Source organism: Bacillus sp. EKM208B (assembly GCF_011800725.1).
GTDB lineage: Bacteria > Bacillota > Bacilli > Bacillales > Bacillaceae > Bacillus > Bacillus velezensis.
On the sequence record NZ_JAANHO010000005.1, the window covers coordinates 268,782 to 282,651 of the forward strand.

Consider the following 13,870-nt stretch of genomic DNA (forward strand, 5'->3'; position numbering starts at 1 on the left):
CCTTTTCAGATGCCGGTTTATTTATATTTGTGCCAATCGAGACTGCTTTCATTCAGCAGCTCTTCAAAGCTTTTATGTTTTTCTTTTTCTTTTCGTTTTCTGATTTGTTCCGCCTTTTGCTGCGCCTGCTTTTTCTCGTCTTCTTCCTTCAGCTCACTTTTCATTTGCAAAAGCCTGGCCTTCAGATCTTCCTCCAGATCGTCTTTTAAGCTGTGTTTTTCTTTAGGCAGCTGCTTTTTCATCATTACGCCCCCCGTATCTGAATATGGTGAAGCAAGTGTACCACGGAGCGCCGGAGGCCGGCAACGTTCACGGTCCCAAAAAGCCGGAGGAAGGATTTTTCATATTAAAGGAGGGTGCCTGTGTGAAAAAATGGCTGGCGGTGTTCGGTTCGGCTTGCGCAGTCTTTTTGGCTGCCGGATTCGCTTTTACGAATCTGATTATGTTTATGAAGAAAAAGACGGATGAAGATATCATGAAAAAAGAAACGGCGGACGGGTATGATAGATTTGATTCCTTTCAGGCCATGGAAAAAGAAGAGGCCGTCATCCTGTCACGCCACGGGTATGAGATCAAAGGCTTTTACGTCGCCCCGCATCATACGGCAAACACCATGATTATTTGTCACGGCGTTACCGTAAATTCGTTCAATTCATTGAAATACATGGATTTATTTTTAGATTTAGGCTGGAATGTGCTCGTATATGACCACCGCGGGCACGGAAAAAGCGGCGGCAGAACGACGAGCTACGGCTATTTTGAAAAAGATGATTTGGAAGAAGCCGTGAATTGGGTGAGACACAAAACCGGAGACGGCGGTCAAATCGGCATCCACGGGGAATCGATGGGAGCGGTGACGGCCTTATTATACGCGGGCGGGCATCAGGATGAAAACGGCGCTGATTTTTATATTGCGGACTGTCCGTTCGCAAGCTTTCGCGATCAGCTCGCCTACAGGCTGAAGCGGGAGTTCCGGCTGCCTCCGTGGCCGCTTCTGCCTTTGGCTGATTTCTTTTTGCGGATGAGAGAAGGATACCGTATCCGTGATGTATCTCCTCTATCGGTTATCAGCCGCATCCGGCAGCCCGTGCTGTTTATTCACAGTAAGGAAGATGATTATATACCTCCCGCTTCTTCCGAATTGCTGCACCGCAGAAAACGCGGCCCTAAGATGCTCTATCTGGCCGAATCGGGCGGGCATGCCATGTCGTACACCAAAAATCCGGAGAGCTACCGCAAAGCCGTTCAAACCTTTTTAGATACCATGACGCAAACGTAAAAAAGCGAAAGAACGTATGCTGGTTCTTTCGCTTTCCCGTCATAAAACGTCGGTAATCCCGTCCATATTTTCTCCGATCCAGTCAATGGCGAGGTCGATTGTCGTAAACTCCTGCGCTTTGAAGGTCATCTCATCCTGAAGCAGCCAGACATCCTTCTGAACGGATTCAGCGCCTCCGATGGACCAGTGCAGCAGACTGTACGGGTGGTTGTTGTTCAGAAAGGATACCCACGTTTTATGCTGTGCCGTCTGTTTAATGGCTTTCAGCTTTTGATTCACTTTCCGTTTCTCCCTGCTTTACTAATATGCTCATTCTCGGGCTCAGCATCTCTGCCGGGCTTTTTAAGACGAGCGTTTTTGCCTTTTCATTGTAATCGATTGTCATTTCCTCGTCAAAAAACACTTTTTGTGAGGTCTGGATGTAAAGCGGAAGTCCGTTTGTTTCAATGGCTTCGCATTGTCCCGTTAATTCGTCCGCCAGCCAGATCGCCGGCACGCCGCTCACCGCGCACCCGCAGCCTTCTGCGTCATAGCGGAGCTGCGCTTTTTTCCCCGGGTTGGCGTCCATCGCCTGCTGAAGTGTGTGTTTCGCCGCATCCGTCACATGTATTTGCATAGATGATCCTCCGTTTTTCATTTTCGCCATTGTAGCATACCGAGCCGCTGTATGCATTGTTTCTGCTTTCTTTACAGCAGCCCGCTCTCCCAGTCCTTTGCCTCTTGTTCAGCCGCCTTGATCCAGTCATTTTTCCCTTCACTATACTTTGCCATATCGTATGGGTATGTCTCAGCGAGGTGCCGTTTCAGTTCCATGTATTGAGCCGCTTTTTCAGGCTTTGCAGTGAGGTAATCCCGGAACAGCAGATGACGCTTCACGTCCGGATGGCCTGTTTCGTATATGTGAACGTGGTGCGTGCGCTTGCTGCCGCCTTTTTGAAAGAAACGCCGGCCCTCTATCCCGTTTTCCCCTTTCGCCTCATAGCCGAGTGCTTCCAGCTGCGGACTGAATCGGTCGGCATCCAAAATATCTTTGACCTCCGCCAGTATATCGATGACGGGTTTGGCGGCCATCTGCGGGATGGAGGTGCTGCCGATGTGGCTGACAGAATGAAGTGCTGGGCCGAAGATTCGGATCAAGTCCGCCTTCTCTCTTTCAAACATTTCTTTCCATTCCGGCTTGTACGGAACAACTTCCGCTTTCCTCTTCGGATAAAGATGAAAAAACGAGAGGGTCAGCCCTTCCGGCGTCTCAATCTGTCCGGCTTCCGTGAACCCGGTTTTTAAATAGAGAGAGACTGCCGGAACGTTTTGGCTGGCGGTAGCCGCCTCTATTTTTTGGGCGTCCCGGTTCTCGTCTATCACAAATTGAAGAAGCGCCCGTCCGATTCCTTTCCGAAAGGCGGACGGGTGCACCGTCAGCCTGCATATGACAAGGTCATATCCCTTTTTTTCATACGAAATGACGCCTGCAAGCTGATCTTTTTCCTTGAAACCGGCAAACGTCTCCCGTGACCGCTGTATATCATCGGGTGTTTCATGCAGGGCGGGAATGCCGAAAAAGCCGATCAGCTCGGCTTCTTTTTGATAAGAGCAGCGCTGAACCGCCGCAATTTCCCGCGCGGTCTGTTCTTGTGTATGCTGTAAAAATGTAATCAATCTTCCGCCCCTTTTGACGCAAACATCCGCTGTGACTCCGTCTTCGTAATGCGGACCGCGTACGCTTCATACCAGGCGCTTTTTCCTTTTTGTTTTGCCGCCTGGTGGTCCGTATGATCTTTCCACCTTTTAATCGCCTCCAGGCTGTCCCAGTAGGAAACCGTGATGCCGCAGCCGTTTTCCTCCCGAACGCTTTCCGCGCCTAAAAAGCCCGGCTGTCCGCCTGCCAAATTCATCATGCGCTCTGCCGTATGTTCATATTCCTCATCATATTTTCCCTTTATTGATGAAAAAATGACCGCATAATAGGGCGGTTTGGGCGTGTCAGCTAAAAAACCCATATTCATCCCCCTCTACATATATTTCACAAACAGAATCCGGTCTTCTCCCGGGCCGTCATAATTCGCAAAAACAGGGATTCCGTTTACGGTTTTGGTTCCTTTTTCAACTTCAAAGCCTAATTTTGTATGATAAGCGATTGATACTTTATTGACAGGCGCCGTCACGCAATTGACTTTTGTGCAGCCCCTTTTCTTCACCGTCTCCATAAATCGGTCGTAGAGCTGTTTTCCAATTTGCATTTTTCTGAAATCCGGATGCACACCGGAAAAATGAATGTAGGCTGTCTCAGGGTCTGTTTGTGACTGAAAACCGATTAAAAAACCGGTCATTCCCTCCGGCCCGTACGTGATAAAGCTTGTGTCCTGAAAATGTTCAAAAAACAAGCGCGGCAGTTTGTCTTTCATCTGCCTGCCGCCCCACCATTCATTCAAAACAGACGTAACCATTTCATAGTCTTCAGAGGTAATTGTTCGAATATCCATTATCGATTGACTCTCCTTTTCGTCCGGCAAAATGAATGTCAGCTCTTCTCATTGGAATATAAAAAATTATATGTGGGTTGTTTGCAATTGTAAATGATTTCTTTTCAAGCAAACGAATCAGCAAGTCTTCCAGCCGGGGAATGATTTACCAGTATAAACGTGATCATTGTTCGGGTACAATGAAAAACAGAACAAACGTTCCCGGAGGTTTTTTTATGGCTGATATTCTTCTTGTTGATATGCAATCGTTTTATGCGTCTGTGGAAAAAGCGGAAGCGCCTCATCTCAAAAGCCGGCCCGTGATTGTCTCGGGAGATCCCGAAAGACGCAGCGGCGTCGTGCTTGCGGCTTGTCCGCTCGCCAAACGATACGGCGTAAAAAATGCCGAACGGCTGTGGGAAGCGCAGGCCAAATGTCCCGACGCCGTTATTGTCCGTCCGCGGATGCAGCGGTATATTGATGTATCCGTCATGATTACCGAACTGTTTGAACGGTATACCGATCTTGTAGAACCCTACTCCATCGATGAACAGTTTCTCGACGTGACCGGAAGCAGGCGGCTGTTCGGTGATCCTTTTACAATTGCCAAAAGCATTCAGCAAGCGGTTATGCGTGAATTCGGGATTTATGCCCGTGTCGGCATCGGGCCGAATAAGGCGCTCGCGAAAATGGCTTGCGACCATTTTGCCAAAAAAAACGCATCCGGCATCCACAGATTGGATATGTCAAATATCAGGCAGGATCTGTGGCCGCTGCCGGTCGGAAAATTATTCGGCATCGGAAAACGGATGGAGCATCATTTAAGACGGATGGGCATCAGCACAATCGGCGGGCTTGCCGGGCACCCCGCCGAATTGCTGAAAAAACGCTGGGGCATTAACGGCGAATTGCTTCAGCGGACAGCCCGCGGCATCGATCCCTCTCCGGTCACCGTCAACACGCACAGCCGGCAAAAAGCGATCGGCCATAACATGACCCTCCCGAGAGACTACAGCCGCTTTGAGGATATCAAAGTCGTGCTGTTGGAGTTAAGCGAAGAAGTGGCCCGCCGCGCCCGTTTCAAACAATACATCGGCCATACGGTTTCAGTCAGCATCAGAGGCGCTGATTTTGAATTTCCTTCAGGTTTTCACAGACAGAGAAAGCTGGTGTCTCCGACTAATTTCGGAATGGATATTTTTAAAGCGGCGGTCAAGCTCTTCAAAGAGCATTGGAACGGTGAGCCCGTCCGCAGCGCCGGCGTCTCCCTTTCCCAGCTGGAGCCTTGTGATTATGTTCAGCTGAGCCTGTTCGATGCCCAGGAAAAAAAGATCAGTCTCGGCAAAGTATTGGATGATATTCATGAGCGGTACGGCCCTGCGTCGCTCCTCCATGCCGCTTCACTGACAGAGGCCGGCCAAGCCTTTCACCGGGCTGAAAAAATCGGCGGGCATTACAAATAATTTGAGGTGATATACATGAATCCGAACAAATTAACACCCGGGTATAATGTCATGTGGGAATCAAGCCGGATGATGCTGCCCGAACATCGGGAGCAGCTGCTTGCAAAAAAACGAAAAGAACGGGAATTCCGGCCTCCGGAACTGAGCGAAGAGCAACTGAACGACATGAACCGCATCATTGCGGCGTCAATTGAAGAAGACAGGGCCATTTCGGTCACCTACGCTTCCGCACACGGCCCCCGCCGCTTTTGGGGCTGGGTAAAACAAGTGATGCATGACGAAAAACGTTTAAAAATCATAAACGATGAAGATGCGTTAACGCTGCCGTTTCATCGTATTCTCTCAGCTGAATTGGAATAAAATCCCCACCCCGGCCTGACAGAAAATATGATAGAAGAGTGGGAGGATCACATGATATTTAGTAGAATAAAGATGAATGACAAGAATAGGAGAATATATGATGGATCAATTTATAGAAAAAATGCTGGGACAAGCCCTCCGCCAGTATGGACGGAATGTGTCGACAGATCCGCTGAGCCCCTATGAAAAACAGAGTTTAAAAAAAGCTTTAGAAGAAAGAAGGAATGAAGAACCCGATGAGGATCTCCATGCCCATGTAGAAGATATTATCTACGATTACGTCACCAATCAGGGGCAGTTTTCCTGACACGGACGTTTATGCACCGGGCGATAAGGGAAACGTCCGAGAGTAAACCCTTAAAGATTGCGTGGTGCAGGATATGCCTGTCGGGCCTTATTTCAGGATCGGCTATGCCGTTCTTCTGTTATTTCTCATCATTTATCTCGGAACATTAATAGACTTTTTGTTCCAGCCTGTTGTGATTACGGTTAAAACCTTGTTTCCGCCTATTGTATTATCGGGCGTCCTTTACTATTTGTGCCGCCCGCTCGTCAGAGTGCTGCATGCGAAATTAAAGCTGCCCGAAGGAATCGCGATTTTAGCGATTTATGCGGGAACAGCCGGCCTTTTTGTCCTCTTCCTTTATACGGCGGGCCCTGCCGTTCAAAAACAGTTTACAGCCTTCACAGATCATATTCCGGAGCTTTCCGCAAAAGCTGAAAATTGGATCGGGCATCTTCAGGACAGCAAATGGTTTTCCCGGCTTCAGCATGGGGATTCCTTTAAAAAATTAGCAGACAAAGCCGCAAATTATTCCGGTTCAATCGCTGATTCTCTCAGCAGCCTGGCCGGTACGGCTGCCAATGCCGCCATCACCGCAGCCATTATTCCGTTTGCGCTGTATTACATGTTAAAAGAAGGACACAAAGCCCCCCGGCGACTGCTGCGGCTTCTTCCGGAAAAACATCAAAAAGAAGGAAAACAAATCCTTCGGGACATGGATGAAGCTCTCAGTTCATACATACAAGGACAGCTGCTCGTCAGTTTTTGTGTCGGCGTTCTCGTCACAATCGGCTATTTTATAATCGGGCTCGATTATCCGCTCGTTCTGGGCGCGTTCGCCATGGTGACAAACCTGATTCCGTTTATCGGGCCTTGGATCGGCACATTTCCCGGAGTCATTGTCGGATTGTTCGATTCACCGACCGAGGCGGTGCTGGTGATTACGGTCGTCGTCATTGTCCAGCAGCTTGAAAGCCAGCTGATTTCCCCGCAAATTATGGGACGGAAGCTGGACATTCACCCGCTGACCATTATTTTTCTTCTGCTTGCCGCCGGCAAATTCTCAGGAATTGCCGGGATGCTGCTGGCCATTCCGGGATATGCGGCCGCAAAAGTGGTCATAAGCCACATGCAGAAACTATTCATTCTCAGAAAAACACAAAGCTAGGACTGATTCATCCCCCATGTCTTCACATCGGTCAAAATGAAAAAACGGCGGGCTTCTTCAGCCCGCCGCACACGGAGGTAAAAAAGATGAACATCGGTGATGTCATTTTTCAATTGATTTCATTTATTGCAGCCGCGTTTTTCCTGTTTGCCGTGATATACGTATTCAGAAGCTTGAACAAGCGCCGCATACAATTGGACAGAATCGAAAAGAAACTCGACGCGCTGCGCGAAGAAAAAAACGAAAAGTTATAGTTCATTCAGAAGCAGGAGCAACGAGCTCCACTTTTATCCGATCCGGGTCCTCCGTGTATACGGCGTAATGCGTGCTTCCGCCTGCATATGGATGGCGGTCCCTGTAAAGCACGGGGCATCCTCTGGCAAGCAGCTTTTCTGTCATCTCGTCAACCTGCTCTCTTGATGCAGCATGAAAAGCCAGATGGTTCAGCCCGACCCGGCATCTGTGGTACTCCGGTGTTAAAAAACGCTCCTCTGTCTGTACAAGCACAACATAAAATCCTGCGTTTTTCCAGCTGATGCCGGAGTCCCAATTTTGAAATTCCCTATAACCGAGCTCACCTAAAAACCATCCCCAAAACCGGGCGGAGGCTTTCAAGTCAGATACATACAATTCAATATGATGCATCATAATATTCGCTTCCTCCTCACATCACACCCGCCTTACCAGCACCTCTTCAACTTTATGGCCGTCACCTTTTCTCAAAATCAAATCCGATCTGAATTTTGTCGGCAGGATATTTTCATACAGATTCGGACGGTTGACGCTCTCCCAAATGGAGGCGGCCATGGTATCCGCTTCTGCATCAGACAAATCCTTAAATTTATGAAAATAAGAAGCCGGATCCTGAAAAGCGGTTTCTCTTAAGAGGCGGAAACGCTCCAAATACCACGTGAAAATCCGGCTTTCTTCGGCATCCACATAGATCGAAAAATCAAAGAAATCCGATACAAAAATCCGCGGATCTTCCCTGTCGTCCTCTAATGTCGGCGACTGCAGGACATTGATTCCTTCGATAATAACGATATCCGCACCTTCGACAACCTCGACGGCGCCCTCTTCCCTGTCATACGTAAGATGGGAGTATACGGGCGCCTCCACTCTCTCTTTCCCTGACTTTATATCGTTCAGAAATTCAAGCAGCGCTTTCACGTCGTAGCTTTCCGGGAATCCCTTTCTGGACAGAAGGTTTTTTCTTTTTAATTCCGCCGTCGGATACAAGAAACCGTCGGTTGTCACCAGGCTCACCTTCGGCCTGTCCGGCAGACGGGAAAGAAGCTTTTGCAAAATTCTCGCCGTCGTGCTTTTGCCGACGGCGACGCTGCCCGCGATTCCGATGATAAACGGGATTTTCGCTGAATGCGGATGCTTCAGAAACACATTGACATGCTGATTCCGTCTTGCGGCAGACGTGACATGAAGATGGAGCAGGCGCACAAGCGGAATGTAAATCGTTTCTACTTCTTCCACCGACAGGTAGTCATTCAGCCCTTCTACGGCCTTGGCTTCTTCCTCTGAAACGGCAATGGAAAGGTGGCCGCCGAATCCGGCCCACGACTCGCGGCTGTGCTGCGTATACAATGTATGTAAGTTCAATTCTTTACTTTTCACAATTCACACCAATCTCTCTGTATGGCTTTCCGATAAAAAAACAAACGCTTACAAAGATTGTAACGGAAAACCGCTTCACTGTCTGCCCATTTTTTTCACAAATGAGGAACCGATCCGGCTGTACTCTTCCATTTCCTCCTCCGGAACCATGCTTCCGCCGGTGCTCCACACAAGGTGCACGGCATTTTCCATCTCAAGCCCCCGTTCTTTTATATAACGGTTTCCGGCTTCGGTCTGGACAAACTTGACGGCTCCGGCCAGTCCGGCGAGTGCAGAGGGTTCAAGGCTCTTATTCTCGGCCGCCCTTAATTGATAAAGCAGCGAAAAAAGCGTGCAGTCATCGGCGGTATAGCAGCCGCTGAGTATAGGTTCCATCAGAGGGCCGGCCAGTCCGGACGGCCTTCCCACCGCGAGTCCGTCGGCGGCCGTTTGATTATCAAGACCGATATCCTGCACGCTGATTCCGTCATGCAAGCCGGAAAACAGTCCTAACAGCATACACGGTGAATGCGTCGGCTCACCGAAAAAAATATGGACATGCTCGCCATAGATCAGCTTTAGCGCAAGCGCGACGCCGCCCGGGCCTCCTCCGACCCCGCACGGCAAATAAACGAAAAGCGGTTCATCTGCATCAGGCTTTATGTTCATTTGATCGAGCTGCTTTTTCACACGGCTTCCCGCAACGGCATACCCCAAAAACAGATCCCGGGAATGCTCATCATCAATAAAATAACAATAAGGGTCCTGCTTCGCCTGCATGCGCCCCTCTTTGACAGCCAGACTGTAGTCTGCTTCATATTCGATGACGCGAACCCCCTTTTCCCGGAGCAGCTCCTTTTTCCACTGCTTTGCGTCACTGGACATATGAATGGTCACACAAAAGCCGAGCTTCGCGCCGATTATGCCGATACTCAGACCTAAATTGCCCGTAGAGCCGACGGCTATAGAGTATTTTGAGAAAAAAGCGGTAAACCGTTCTTCAGTCAATATGCTGTAATCGTCGTCTGCTGAGAGCATTCCCGCTTTCACCGCGAGATCTTCGGCATGCTTCAGCACTTCGTAAATCCCGCCGCGCGCTTTAATGGAACCGGAAATCGGAAGTTCGTCGTCGCATTTCAAAAGCAGACGCCCGGGGAAAGCCTGAGCGGCGCTGTGTTCCAGATGCTTCTTCATTTCATTAATCAAGATAAGCGGAGATTCAATGAGGCCTCCCTCCGCTTCCGTCTCCGGAAAAGCCGATGCGATATAAGGCGCAAACCGGCGCAGCCTTTCTTCCGCTTCGGCAATCTCCTGTTTCCATTCAGCACCATGCTTTACTGGATCATCGGTTTTATGCGGGTTGATCCAAAATACTTCACGCGCCTCCGCCATTTGCCTGACGAAAGGCTCTGCCATCAATGTCTTGTGTATATCCCGGTCGGACATTCCTTTTTCCCCCTTGTTACTTTTTCTTTAATGCGCGGCCGGCCAGTTTTTCTGTAAACGATGGGAAAAGCTGATACAGCTTCGTCCCGAGGCTCATCCATCGCGGAAGATTCATTTCCCGTTTATCCGTCAGAATCACGGATGTAATGCGCTCTGCCACATGGTCGGCATCAAGCATCCATCTGCCGACGCTTTTCACATAACCGCCCTCTTTATCTGCAATTGTAAAGAAGTCTGTTTTGATCGGACCGGGATTAACCGTTGTCACAGCTACACCCGTACCGGCCAGCTCAAGCCGCAGCGCATTGGAATACCCTAAAACGGCGTGTTTCGTAGCGGAATAAAGGCTTGATTTCGGCGTCGCCAATTTGCCGGCCTGTGAGGCGATATTGATAATATGGCCGCTTTTCGCATGAAGCATCACAGGAAGACAGGCCTTCGTACAGGCGATTAATCCGAAGACGTTGACTTCAAACATTGCCTTCATATCATCCAAAGATGAATCAGCGGCCGTTTCAAAAATGCCGAAGCCGGCGTTGTTGATTAATACGTCAACATGACCGATCAAACGCCTTACGTTTTCAGCCTCTTCTGCATGCCGGACGTCAAACGGAATGACATCACACTGTCCGCCGCGCGCGGTAATCGTCTTTTTCACTTCCTGCAAGCGGTCCTCCCGCCTCGCGGATAAAAAAACATGAGCTCCTTCTGCCGCGCAGGAATATGCAAGCCGTTCTCCGAGTCCGCCGGATGCTCCGGTGATCCAAATCCGCTTATCCGTTAATCTGCCCATTTCCTTCACCCCTTCACAGCTTTAAACATCAGAGTGTTCCCCGACTGAAAGGATACAGCCTTCCCTTCGGCGGCCAGCACGTCAAGATGGCCGATCGTTTCTGACATCGTTAAAAACATTTCATTTTCATAAACAGCCGGAAACAGCCGCCGGCATACCTGGAAAGCCGTCAGCGTTTCCTCTGACAACAGGCGCAGCACATATTCCGACCGGTTTCTCTGTTTTTCAAGCCGCCTGTCAAAAGCAGGCTTTACGTCTGTCAGCAGATCGCCGTGTCCCGGATATAAAAAGGACGGGTTTACGTCATACAGCCGCTTCATTGAGTTCAAGTAGTCGAGCATCGGGGCCGCGCGCACGCCCCCCTTTTCCGGAGCTTCCAGAATCGGATTGGTGGAGCTGTTGGACAAAAGCAGATCGCCGCTGAACATTTCACCGCTTTTTTCATGGTAGAGCGCAATGTGAGAAGCGGCATGACCCGGGATTTCGAGCACCGTCCAGCCGTTAAGCCCGTCAATTTTCCCGCCTTCTCCCACTGTTTTCGTTAACGGACGGTTTGCAGAAAATAAGTATGACAGCTTAACTGTTTTATGTATGTCTTCAGGCGTCAGGGGAACGTCCATTTCAGTCATAAGCGACAGGAAAAAGTCCTCCTGCCGGGCGATATACGACTGATCCTGAGTAATGTACCTGTCATTCAGCGGATGCCCGATCACTTCCGTATCCTCGGAAAAAAGGTGGAGCAGACCTGAATGATCTGCGTGATGATGAGTGAGCACCACCTGTTCTATATCCGCCGCAGAAACCCCGTGTTCCTTAAGCTGCAATGAGAGCGATTCAGCCGCTTCCTTTGTATTCGGGCCGCAATCAATAAGGGTTAAGGCTTCATCTTTTACTAAATAAACGATAACGTCGCCGACTGCAAACGGAGTCGGCACACGTATCGGAATGATCTTTCTCGCTGCCATGTTTACGCTCCTTCGTTCTTTTCATTCCTGAATAATCATATTTTAGCGTTTTCTTTTCACTGTGTCATTATTGCCGCATATCGGAAAAAAAGATTGACATCCCGCTCTTGCGCATAGCATAATGAACAACAAACTAGAAAACACGGAACGCGATGACGAGGAACTAGTATATAAACAACGGCAGCAGAGAGCAATGTCCCCGGCTGAAAGACATTGCGGCCCTCTTGTTTACAGAACCTGCCCTCAGAGCGGTTAGGAAAACCTAAACGTATCCCCTCGTTACGGGATTTGAGCTGAGCACGGCTGATTCGTGCTAATGTAAGGTGGTACCGCGAAACCTTTTCGTCCTTTTTGACGGGAAGGTTTTTTTGTGTTTTGGAAGAAGGAGGATTTATATGAAGAAAATCGGTTTTATCGGGGCCGGATCAATGGCGGAAGCAATGGTGAACGGACTGCTGCAAAGCGGAATGACAGCCCCCGGACATATATATATGACAAACCGGTCAAATGACAGCCGGCTTGAAGAGCTCCAAAAAACGTACGGAGTGAAACCGTGCCGGGATAAAGAAGAATTTTTCAGCAATACCGACATTATCGTTCTCGCCTTTAAACCGAAAGATGCGGCAGAAAGCATTGAGAACATTCGCGAATACGTGAAAGATCAGCTTGTGATTTCTGTCATCGCAGGGCTGACGATTCACACGATTCAGCAATATTTCGGCAGAAAGCTCACCATCATCCGGGCGATGCCGAATACATCCGCGGCCATTCAGCAATCGGCGACCGGTTTTTCCGCAAGCTCCGAGGCGAGTGAAGCTGAAATCCGGACGGCAAAAGAGCTTCTGGAAACAATCGGAGAAGCGACGCGCTTTGAAGAAAAACACCTTGACGCCGTCACAGCCATTGCCGGAAGCGGTCCCGCCTATGTGTATCGGTATGTCGAAGCAATGGAAAAGGCCGCCCTTCAAGCCGGCCTGCCGGAAGAAACGGCAAAAGAGCTGATTTTACAAACCATGGCCGGGGCGACGGAAATGCTCAGAACAAGCAGCAAACGGCCTGAACGCCTGCGCAAGGAAATCACAAGCCCGGGCGGCACGACTGAAGCAGGCCTTCGCGCATTAGACGAGCGCCGCTTTGAAGAAGCCATCATGCACTGCATCGCAGAAACCGCAGCCCGGAGCGCCGAAATTAAAGAACAATTCGCAGGCTCCGTTCTGCAAAAGACGGACCAGTGATAAAGCATGGGGCTTCCCATGCTTTTTTCATTCTGTTTAACTGCCGTATAAGCGGCTGATTCTCTCTTTTACTTCTGGAAGATGGAATGTGGCTTCGTGCATGTTCACCTCTTCCTCAACCGCTTTTGTCAGCTCTCTTTTGATCCGTGCGGTCACATTGGTTTTCAGCGCAACCAGTGAGGCTCTCGGTTTATCCGCCAGCAGCCGGGCTAATTCGCGGCCTCTTTGAAGGGCGTCTTTTTTCGGCAGCACTTCAAACGGAACACCCCGTTTTTCCAGAGCGGCGCCGCTGAAGTTCGCGGCCGTAAACAGCATTTCTTCCCCGAGGACAATTCCCAGTTTTTCAGGCACAATATACGTCGCGCCCATTCCCGGTGTAAATCCGTACTTCATATAATTACAAGAATAAAAACTCTCTCTGCTTAAAATCACGAAATCCGAGCTCAGACCGATCGTAAAGCCGGCTCCGATCGCATGCCCCTGCATGACGGAAATCACGGGAATCCTGCAATCCAATAAAAGACTGTGAAGCTTTAAATCTGTAAATTGGAGCTTTCCGCTCTGAATGGTCAAAAGCCCCTCCTGCGTTCCTCCCGTGCAGAAATAATTTCCGTAACCCGTCAGAAGGACGGTTTTATAGGACGGATGGGCATTGATGTCTTGGAATACCCGGTGCAGCTCTCTGACAAACTCTTCTGACAGCCCGTTTTTCCCGGCCGTATCCTGCATTGTGACCTGCACAATGCCCGGTTCTGTTTCCTGTACATCAATCATTGGGTTCATGTTTATTCTCCGTTTCTTTAAAAATACT

The 13,870-nt window shown here is 49.5% G+C and carries 19 protein-coding genes; 7 read left to right on the forward strand and 12 right to left on the reverse strand.

The features are described 5' to 3' along the window. Positions 1-17 precede the first annotated feature (17 nt). Positions 18-242, reverse strand: a complete 225-nt coding sequence (locus tag G9F75_RS11825; RefSeq protein ID WP_007409396.1) for a YqkE family protein — start codon at positions 240-242, stop codon at positions 18-20. Between the two features lie 122 nt (positions 243-364). Between G9F75_RS11825 and G9F75_RS11830 the strand changes: the two genes are divergently transcribed. After that, complete coding sequence (locus G9F75_RS11830) at positions 365-1,279, forward strand: alpha/beta hydrolase (protein WP_017418077.1); 915 nt, start codon at positions 365-367, stop codon at positions 1,277-1,279. 39 nt (positions 1,280-1,318) lie between these two features. On the opposite strand, the gene G9F75_RS11835 is transcribed toward G9F75_RS11830, so the two are convergent. From G9F75_RS11835 to G9F75_RS11855, 5 genes are all read right to left on the reverse strand, one after another. Next, on the reverse strand, positions 1,319-1,558 hold the full coding sequence (locus tag G9F75_RS11835) for a DUF2552 family protein (protein WP_003153307.1): 240 nt from the start codon (positions 1,556-1,558) through the stop codon (positions 1,319-1,321). Next, a complete protein-coding gene (locus G9F75_RS11840) occupies positions 1,533-1,895 on the reverse strand; it encodes an iron-sulfur cluster biosynthesis family protein (protein ID WP_025649817.1) in 363 nt (120 codons plus the stop codon). The genes G9F75_RS11835 and G9F75_RS11840 overlap by 26 nt, the downstream gene beginning before the upstream one ends. Before the next feature lie 71 nt (positions 1,896-1,966). Further along, complete coding sequence (locus G9F75_RS11845; protein WP_025649818.1) at positions 1,967-2,935, reverse strand: GNAT family N-acetyltransferase; 969 nt, start codon at positions 2,933-2,935, stop codon at positions 1,967-1,969. After that, the gene (locus G9F75_RS11850) at positions 2,932-3,276 is read right to left on the reverse strand and encodes an antibiotic biosynthesis monooxygenase family protein (RefSeq protein ID WP_007409393.1); all 345 of its coding nucleotides are present in this window, start codon (positions 3,274-3,276) and stop codon (positions 2,932-2,934) included. Before G9F75_RS11850 ends, G9F75_RS11845 begins: the two co-directional genes overlap by 4 nt. A 12-nt stretch (positions 3,277-3,288) precedes the next feature. Next, on the reverse strand, positions 3,289-3,759 hold the full coding sequence (locus tag G9F75_RS11855; protein ID WP_014418298.1) for a GNAT family N-acetyltransferase: 471 nt from the start codon (positions 3,757-3,759) through the stop codon (positions 3,289-3,291). 215 nt (positions 3,760-3,974) lie between these two features. Here G9F75_RS11855 and G9F75_RS11860 point away from each other — a divergent pair, with 215 nt between their 5' ends. The 5 genes from G9F75_RS11860 (at position 3,975) to G9F75_RS11880 (ending at position 7,266) form a co-directional block, all read left to right on the forward strand. Then, positions 3,975-5,201, forward strand: a complete 1,227-nt coding sequence (locus G9F75_RS11860; protein WP_104842661.1) for a DNA polymerase IV — start codon at positions 3,975-3,977, stop codon at positions 5,199-5,201. A 15-nt stretch (positions 5,202-5,216) separates the two neighbouring features. Beyond that, positions 5,217-5,561 carry a YolD-like family protein gene (locus tag G9F75_RS11865; RefSeq protein ID WP_017418082.1) on the forward strand — a complete coding sequence of 115 codons (345 nt, stop codon included), beginning with the start codon at positions 5,217-5,219 and terminating at the stop codon, positions 5,559-5,561. Between the two features lie 100 nt (positions 5,562-5,661). Continuing rightward, positions 5,662-5,868: a YqzH family protein gene (locus G9F75_RS11870; RefSeq protein ID WP_003153294.1), complete on the forward strand. Its 207-nt coding sequence runs from the start codon at positions 5,662-5,664 to the stop codon at positions 5,866-5,868. Positions 5,869-5,941: 73 nt separating this feature from the next. Continuing rightward, positions 5,942-7,012, forward strand: a complete 1,071-nt coding sequence (locus tag G9F75_RS11875; RefSeq protein ID WP_014418301.1) for an AI-2E family transporter — start codon at positions 5,942-5,944, stop codon at positions 7,010-7,012. 86 nt (positions 7,013-7,098) lie between these two features. Further along, complete coding sequence (locus tag G9F75_RS11880) at positions 7,099-7,266, forward strand: DUF4083 family protein (RefSeq protein ID WP_007409388.1); 168 nt, start codon at positions 7,099-7,101, stop codon at positions 7,264-7,266. A 1-nt stretch (position 7,267) separates the two neighbouring features. On the opposite strand, the gene G9F75_RS11885 is transcribed toward G9F75_RS11880, so the two are convergent. The 5 genes from G9F75_RS11885 to G9F75_RS11905 form a co-directional block, all read right to left on the reverse strand. Next, positions 7,268-7,657: a VOC family protein gene (locus G9F75_RS11885; RefSeq protein ID WP_029973629.1), complete on the reverse strand. Its 390-nt coding sequence runs from the start codon at positions 7,655-7,657 to the stop codon at positions 7,268-7,270. Positions 7,658-7,681: 24 nt separating this feature from the next. Continuing rightward, positions 7,682-8,641 carry a type I pantothenate kinase gene (gene coaA / locus G9F75_RS11890; protein WP_003153290.1) on the reverse strand — a complete coding sequence of 320 codons (960 nt, stop codon included), beginning with the start codon at positions 8,639-8,641 and terminating at the stop codon, positions 7,682-7,684. 75 nt (positions 8,642-8,716) lie between these two features. Beyond that, positions 8,717-10,066, reverse strand: coding sequence for a D-serine ammonia-lyase (gene dsdA / locus G9F75_RS11895; protein WP_022553007.1), 1,350 nt, complete (start codon positions 10,064-10,066; stop codon positions 8,717-8,719). 16 nt (positions 10,067-10,082) lie between these two features. Further along, a complete protein-coding gene (locus G9F75_RS11900; protein ID WP_017418085.1) occupies positions 10,083-10,859 on the reverse strand; it encodes an SDR family NAD(P)-dependent oxidoreductase in 777 nt (258 codons plus the stop codon). A 5-nt stretch (positions 10,860-10,864) separates the two neighbouring features. Then, positions 10,865-11,824, reverse strand: a complete 960-nt coding sequence (locus G9F75_RS11905; RefSeq protein WP_022553006.1) for an MBL fold metallo-hydrolase — start codon at positions 11,822-11,824, stop codon at positions 10,865-10,867. 395 nt (positions 11,825-12,219) lie between these two features. On the opposite strand from G9F75_RS11905, the gene proC reads away from it, so the two are divergent. Then, positions 12,220-13,059, forward strand: a complete 840-nt coding sequence (gene proC / locus G9F75_RS11910) for a pyrroline-5-carboxylate reductase (protein WP_021494272.1) — start codon at positions 12,220-12,222, stop codon at positions 13,057-13,059. A gap of 36 nt (positions 13,060-13,095) precedes the next feature. Here the strand turns inward: proC and G9F75_RS11915 are convergent, their stop codons facing one another. Next, complete coding sequence (locus tag G9F75_RS11915; RefSeq protein WP_014305356.1) at positions 13,096-13,842, reverse strand: polyketide synthase; 747 nt, start codon at positions 13,840-13,842, stop codon at positions 13,096-13,098. Positions 13,843-13,870 lie beyond the last annotated feature (28 nt).

Bases quoted from the DNA above. Each gene is read 5' to 3' on its own strand.
- G9F75_RS11905 (WP_022553006.1), bottom strand. From the start codon at position 11,824: ATGGCAGCGAGAAAGATCATTCCGATACGTGTGCCGACTCCGTTTGCA.
- G9F75_RS11900 (WP_017418085.1), bottom strand. From the start codon at position 10,859: ATGGGCAGATTAACGGATAAGCGGATTTGGATCACCGGAGCATCCGGC.
- G9F75_RS11870 (WP_003153294.1), top strand. From the start codon at position 5,662: ATGGATCAATTTATAGAAAAAATGCTGGGACAAGCCCTCCGCCAGTAT.
- G9F75_RS11880 (WP_007409388.1), top strand. From the start codon at position 7,099: ATGAACATCGGTGATGTCATTTTTCAATTGATTTCATTTATTGCAGCC.
- G9F75_RS11825 (WP_007409396.1), bottom strand. From the start codon at position 242: ATGAAAAAGCAGCTGCCTAAAGAAAAACACAGCTTAAAAGACGATCTG.
- G9F75_RS11915 (WP_014305356.1), bottom strand. From the start codon at position 13,842: ATGAACCCAATGATTGATGTACAGGAAACAGAACCGGGCATTGTGCAG.
- G9F75_RS11860 (WP_104842661.1), top strand. From the start codon at position 3,975: ATGGCTGATATTCTTCTTGTTGATATGCAATCGTTTTATGCGTCTGTG.
- G9F75_RS11850 (WP_007409393.1), bottom strand. From the start codon at position 3,276: ATGGGTTTTTTAGCTGACACGCCCAAACCGCCCTATTATGCGGTCATT.
- G9F75_RS11855 (WP_014418298.1), bottom strand. From the start codon at position 3,759: ATGGATATTCGAACAATTACCTCTGAAGACTATGAAATGGTTACGTCT.
- dsdA (WP_022553007.1), bottom strand. From the start codon at position 10,066: ATGTCCGACCGGGATATACACAAGACATTGATGGCAGAGCCTTTCGTC.
- G9F75_RS11875 (WP_014418301.1), top strand. From the start codon at position 5,942: ATGCCTGTCGGGCCTTATTTCAGGATCGGCTATGCCGTTCTTCTGTTA.
- proC (WP_021494272.1), top strand. From the start codon at position 12,220: ATGAAGAAAATCGGTTTTATCGGGGCCGGATCAATGGCGGAAGCAATG.
- G9F75_RS11840 (WP_025649817.1), bottom strand. From the start codon at position 1,895: ATGCAAATACATGTGACGGATGCGGCGAAACACACACTTCAGCAGGCG.
- G9F75_RS11885 (WP_029973629.1), bottom strand. From the start codon at position 7,657: ATGCATCATATTGAATTGTATGTATCTGACTTGAAAGCCTCCGCCCGG.
- G9F75_RS11865 (WP_017418082.1), top strand. From the start codon at position 5,217: ATGAATCCGAACAAATTAACACCCGGGTATAATGTCATGTGGGAATCA.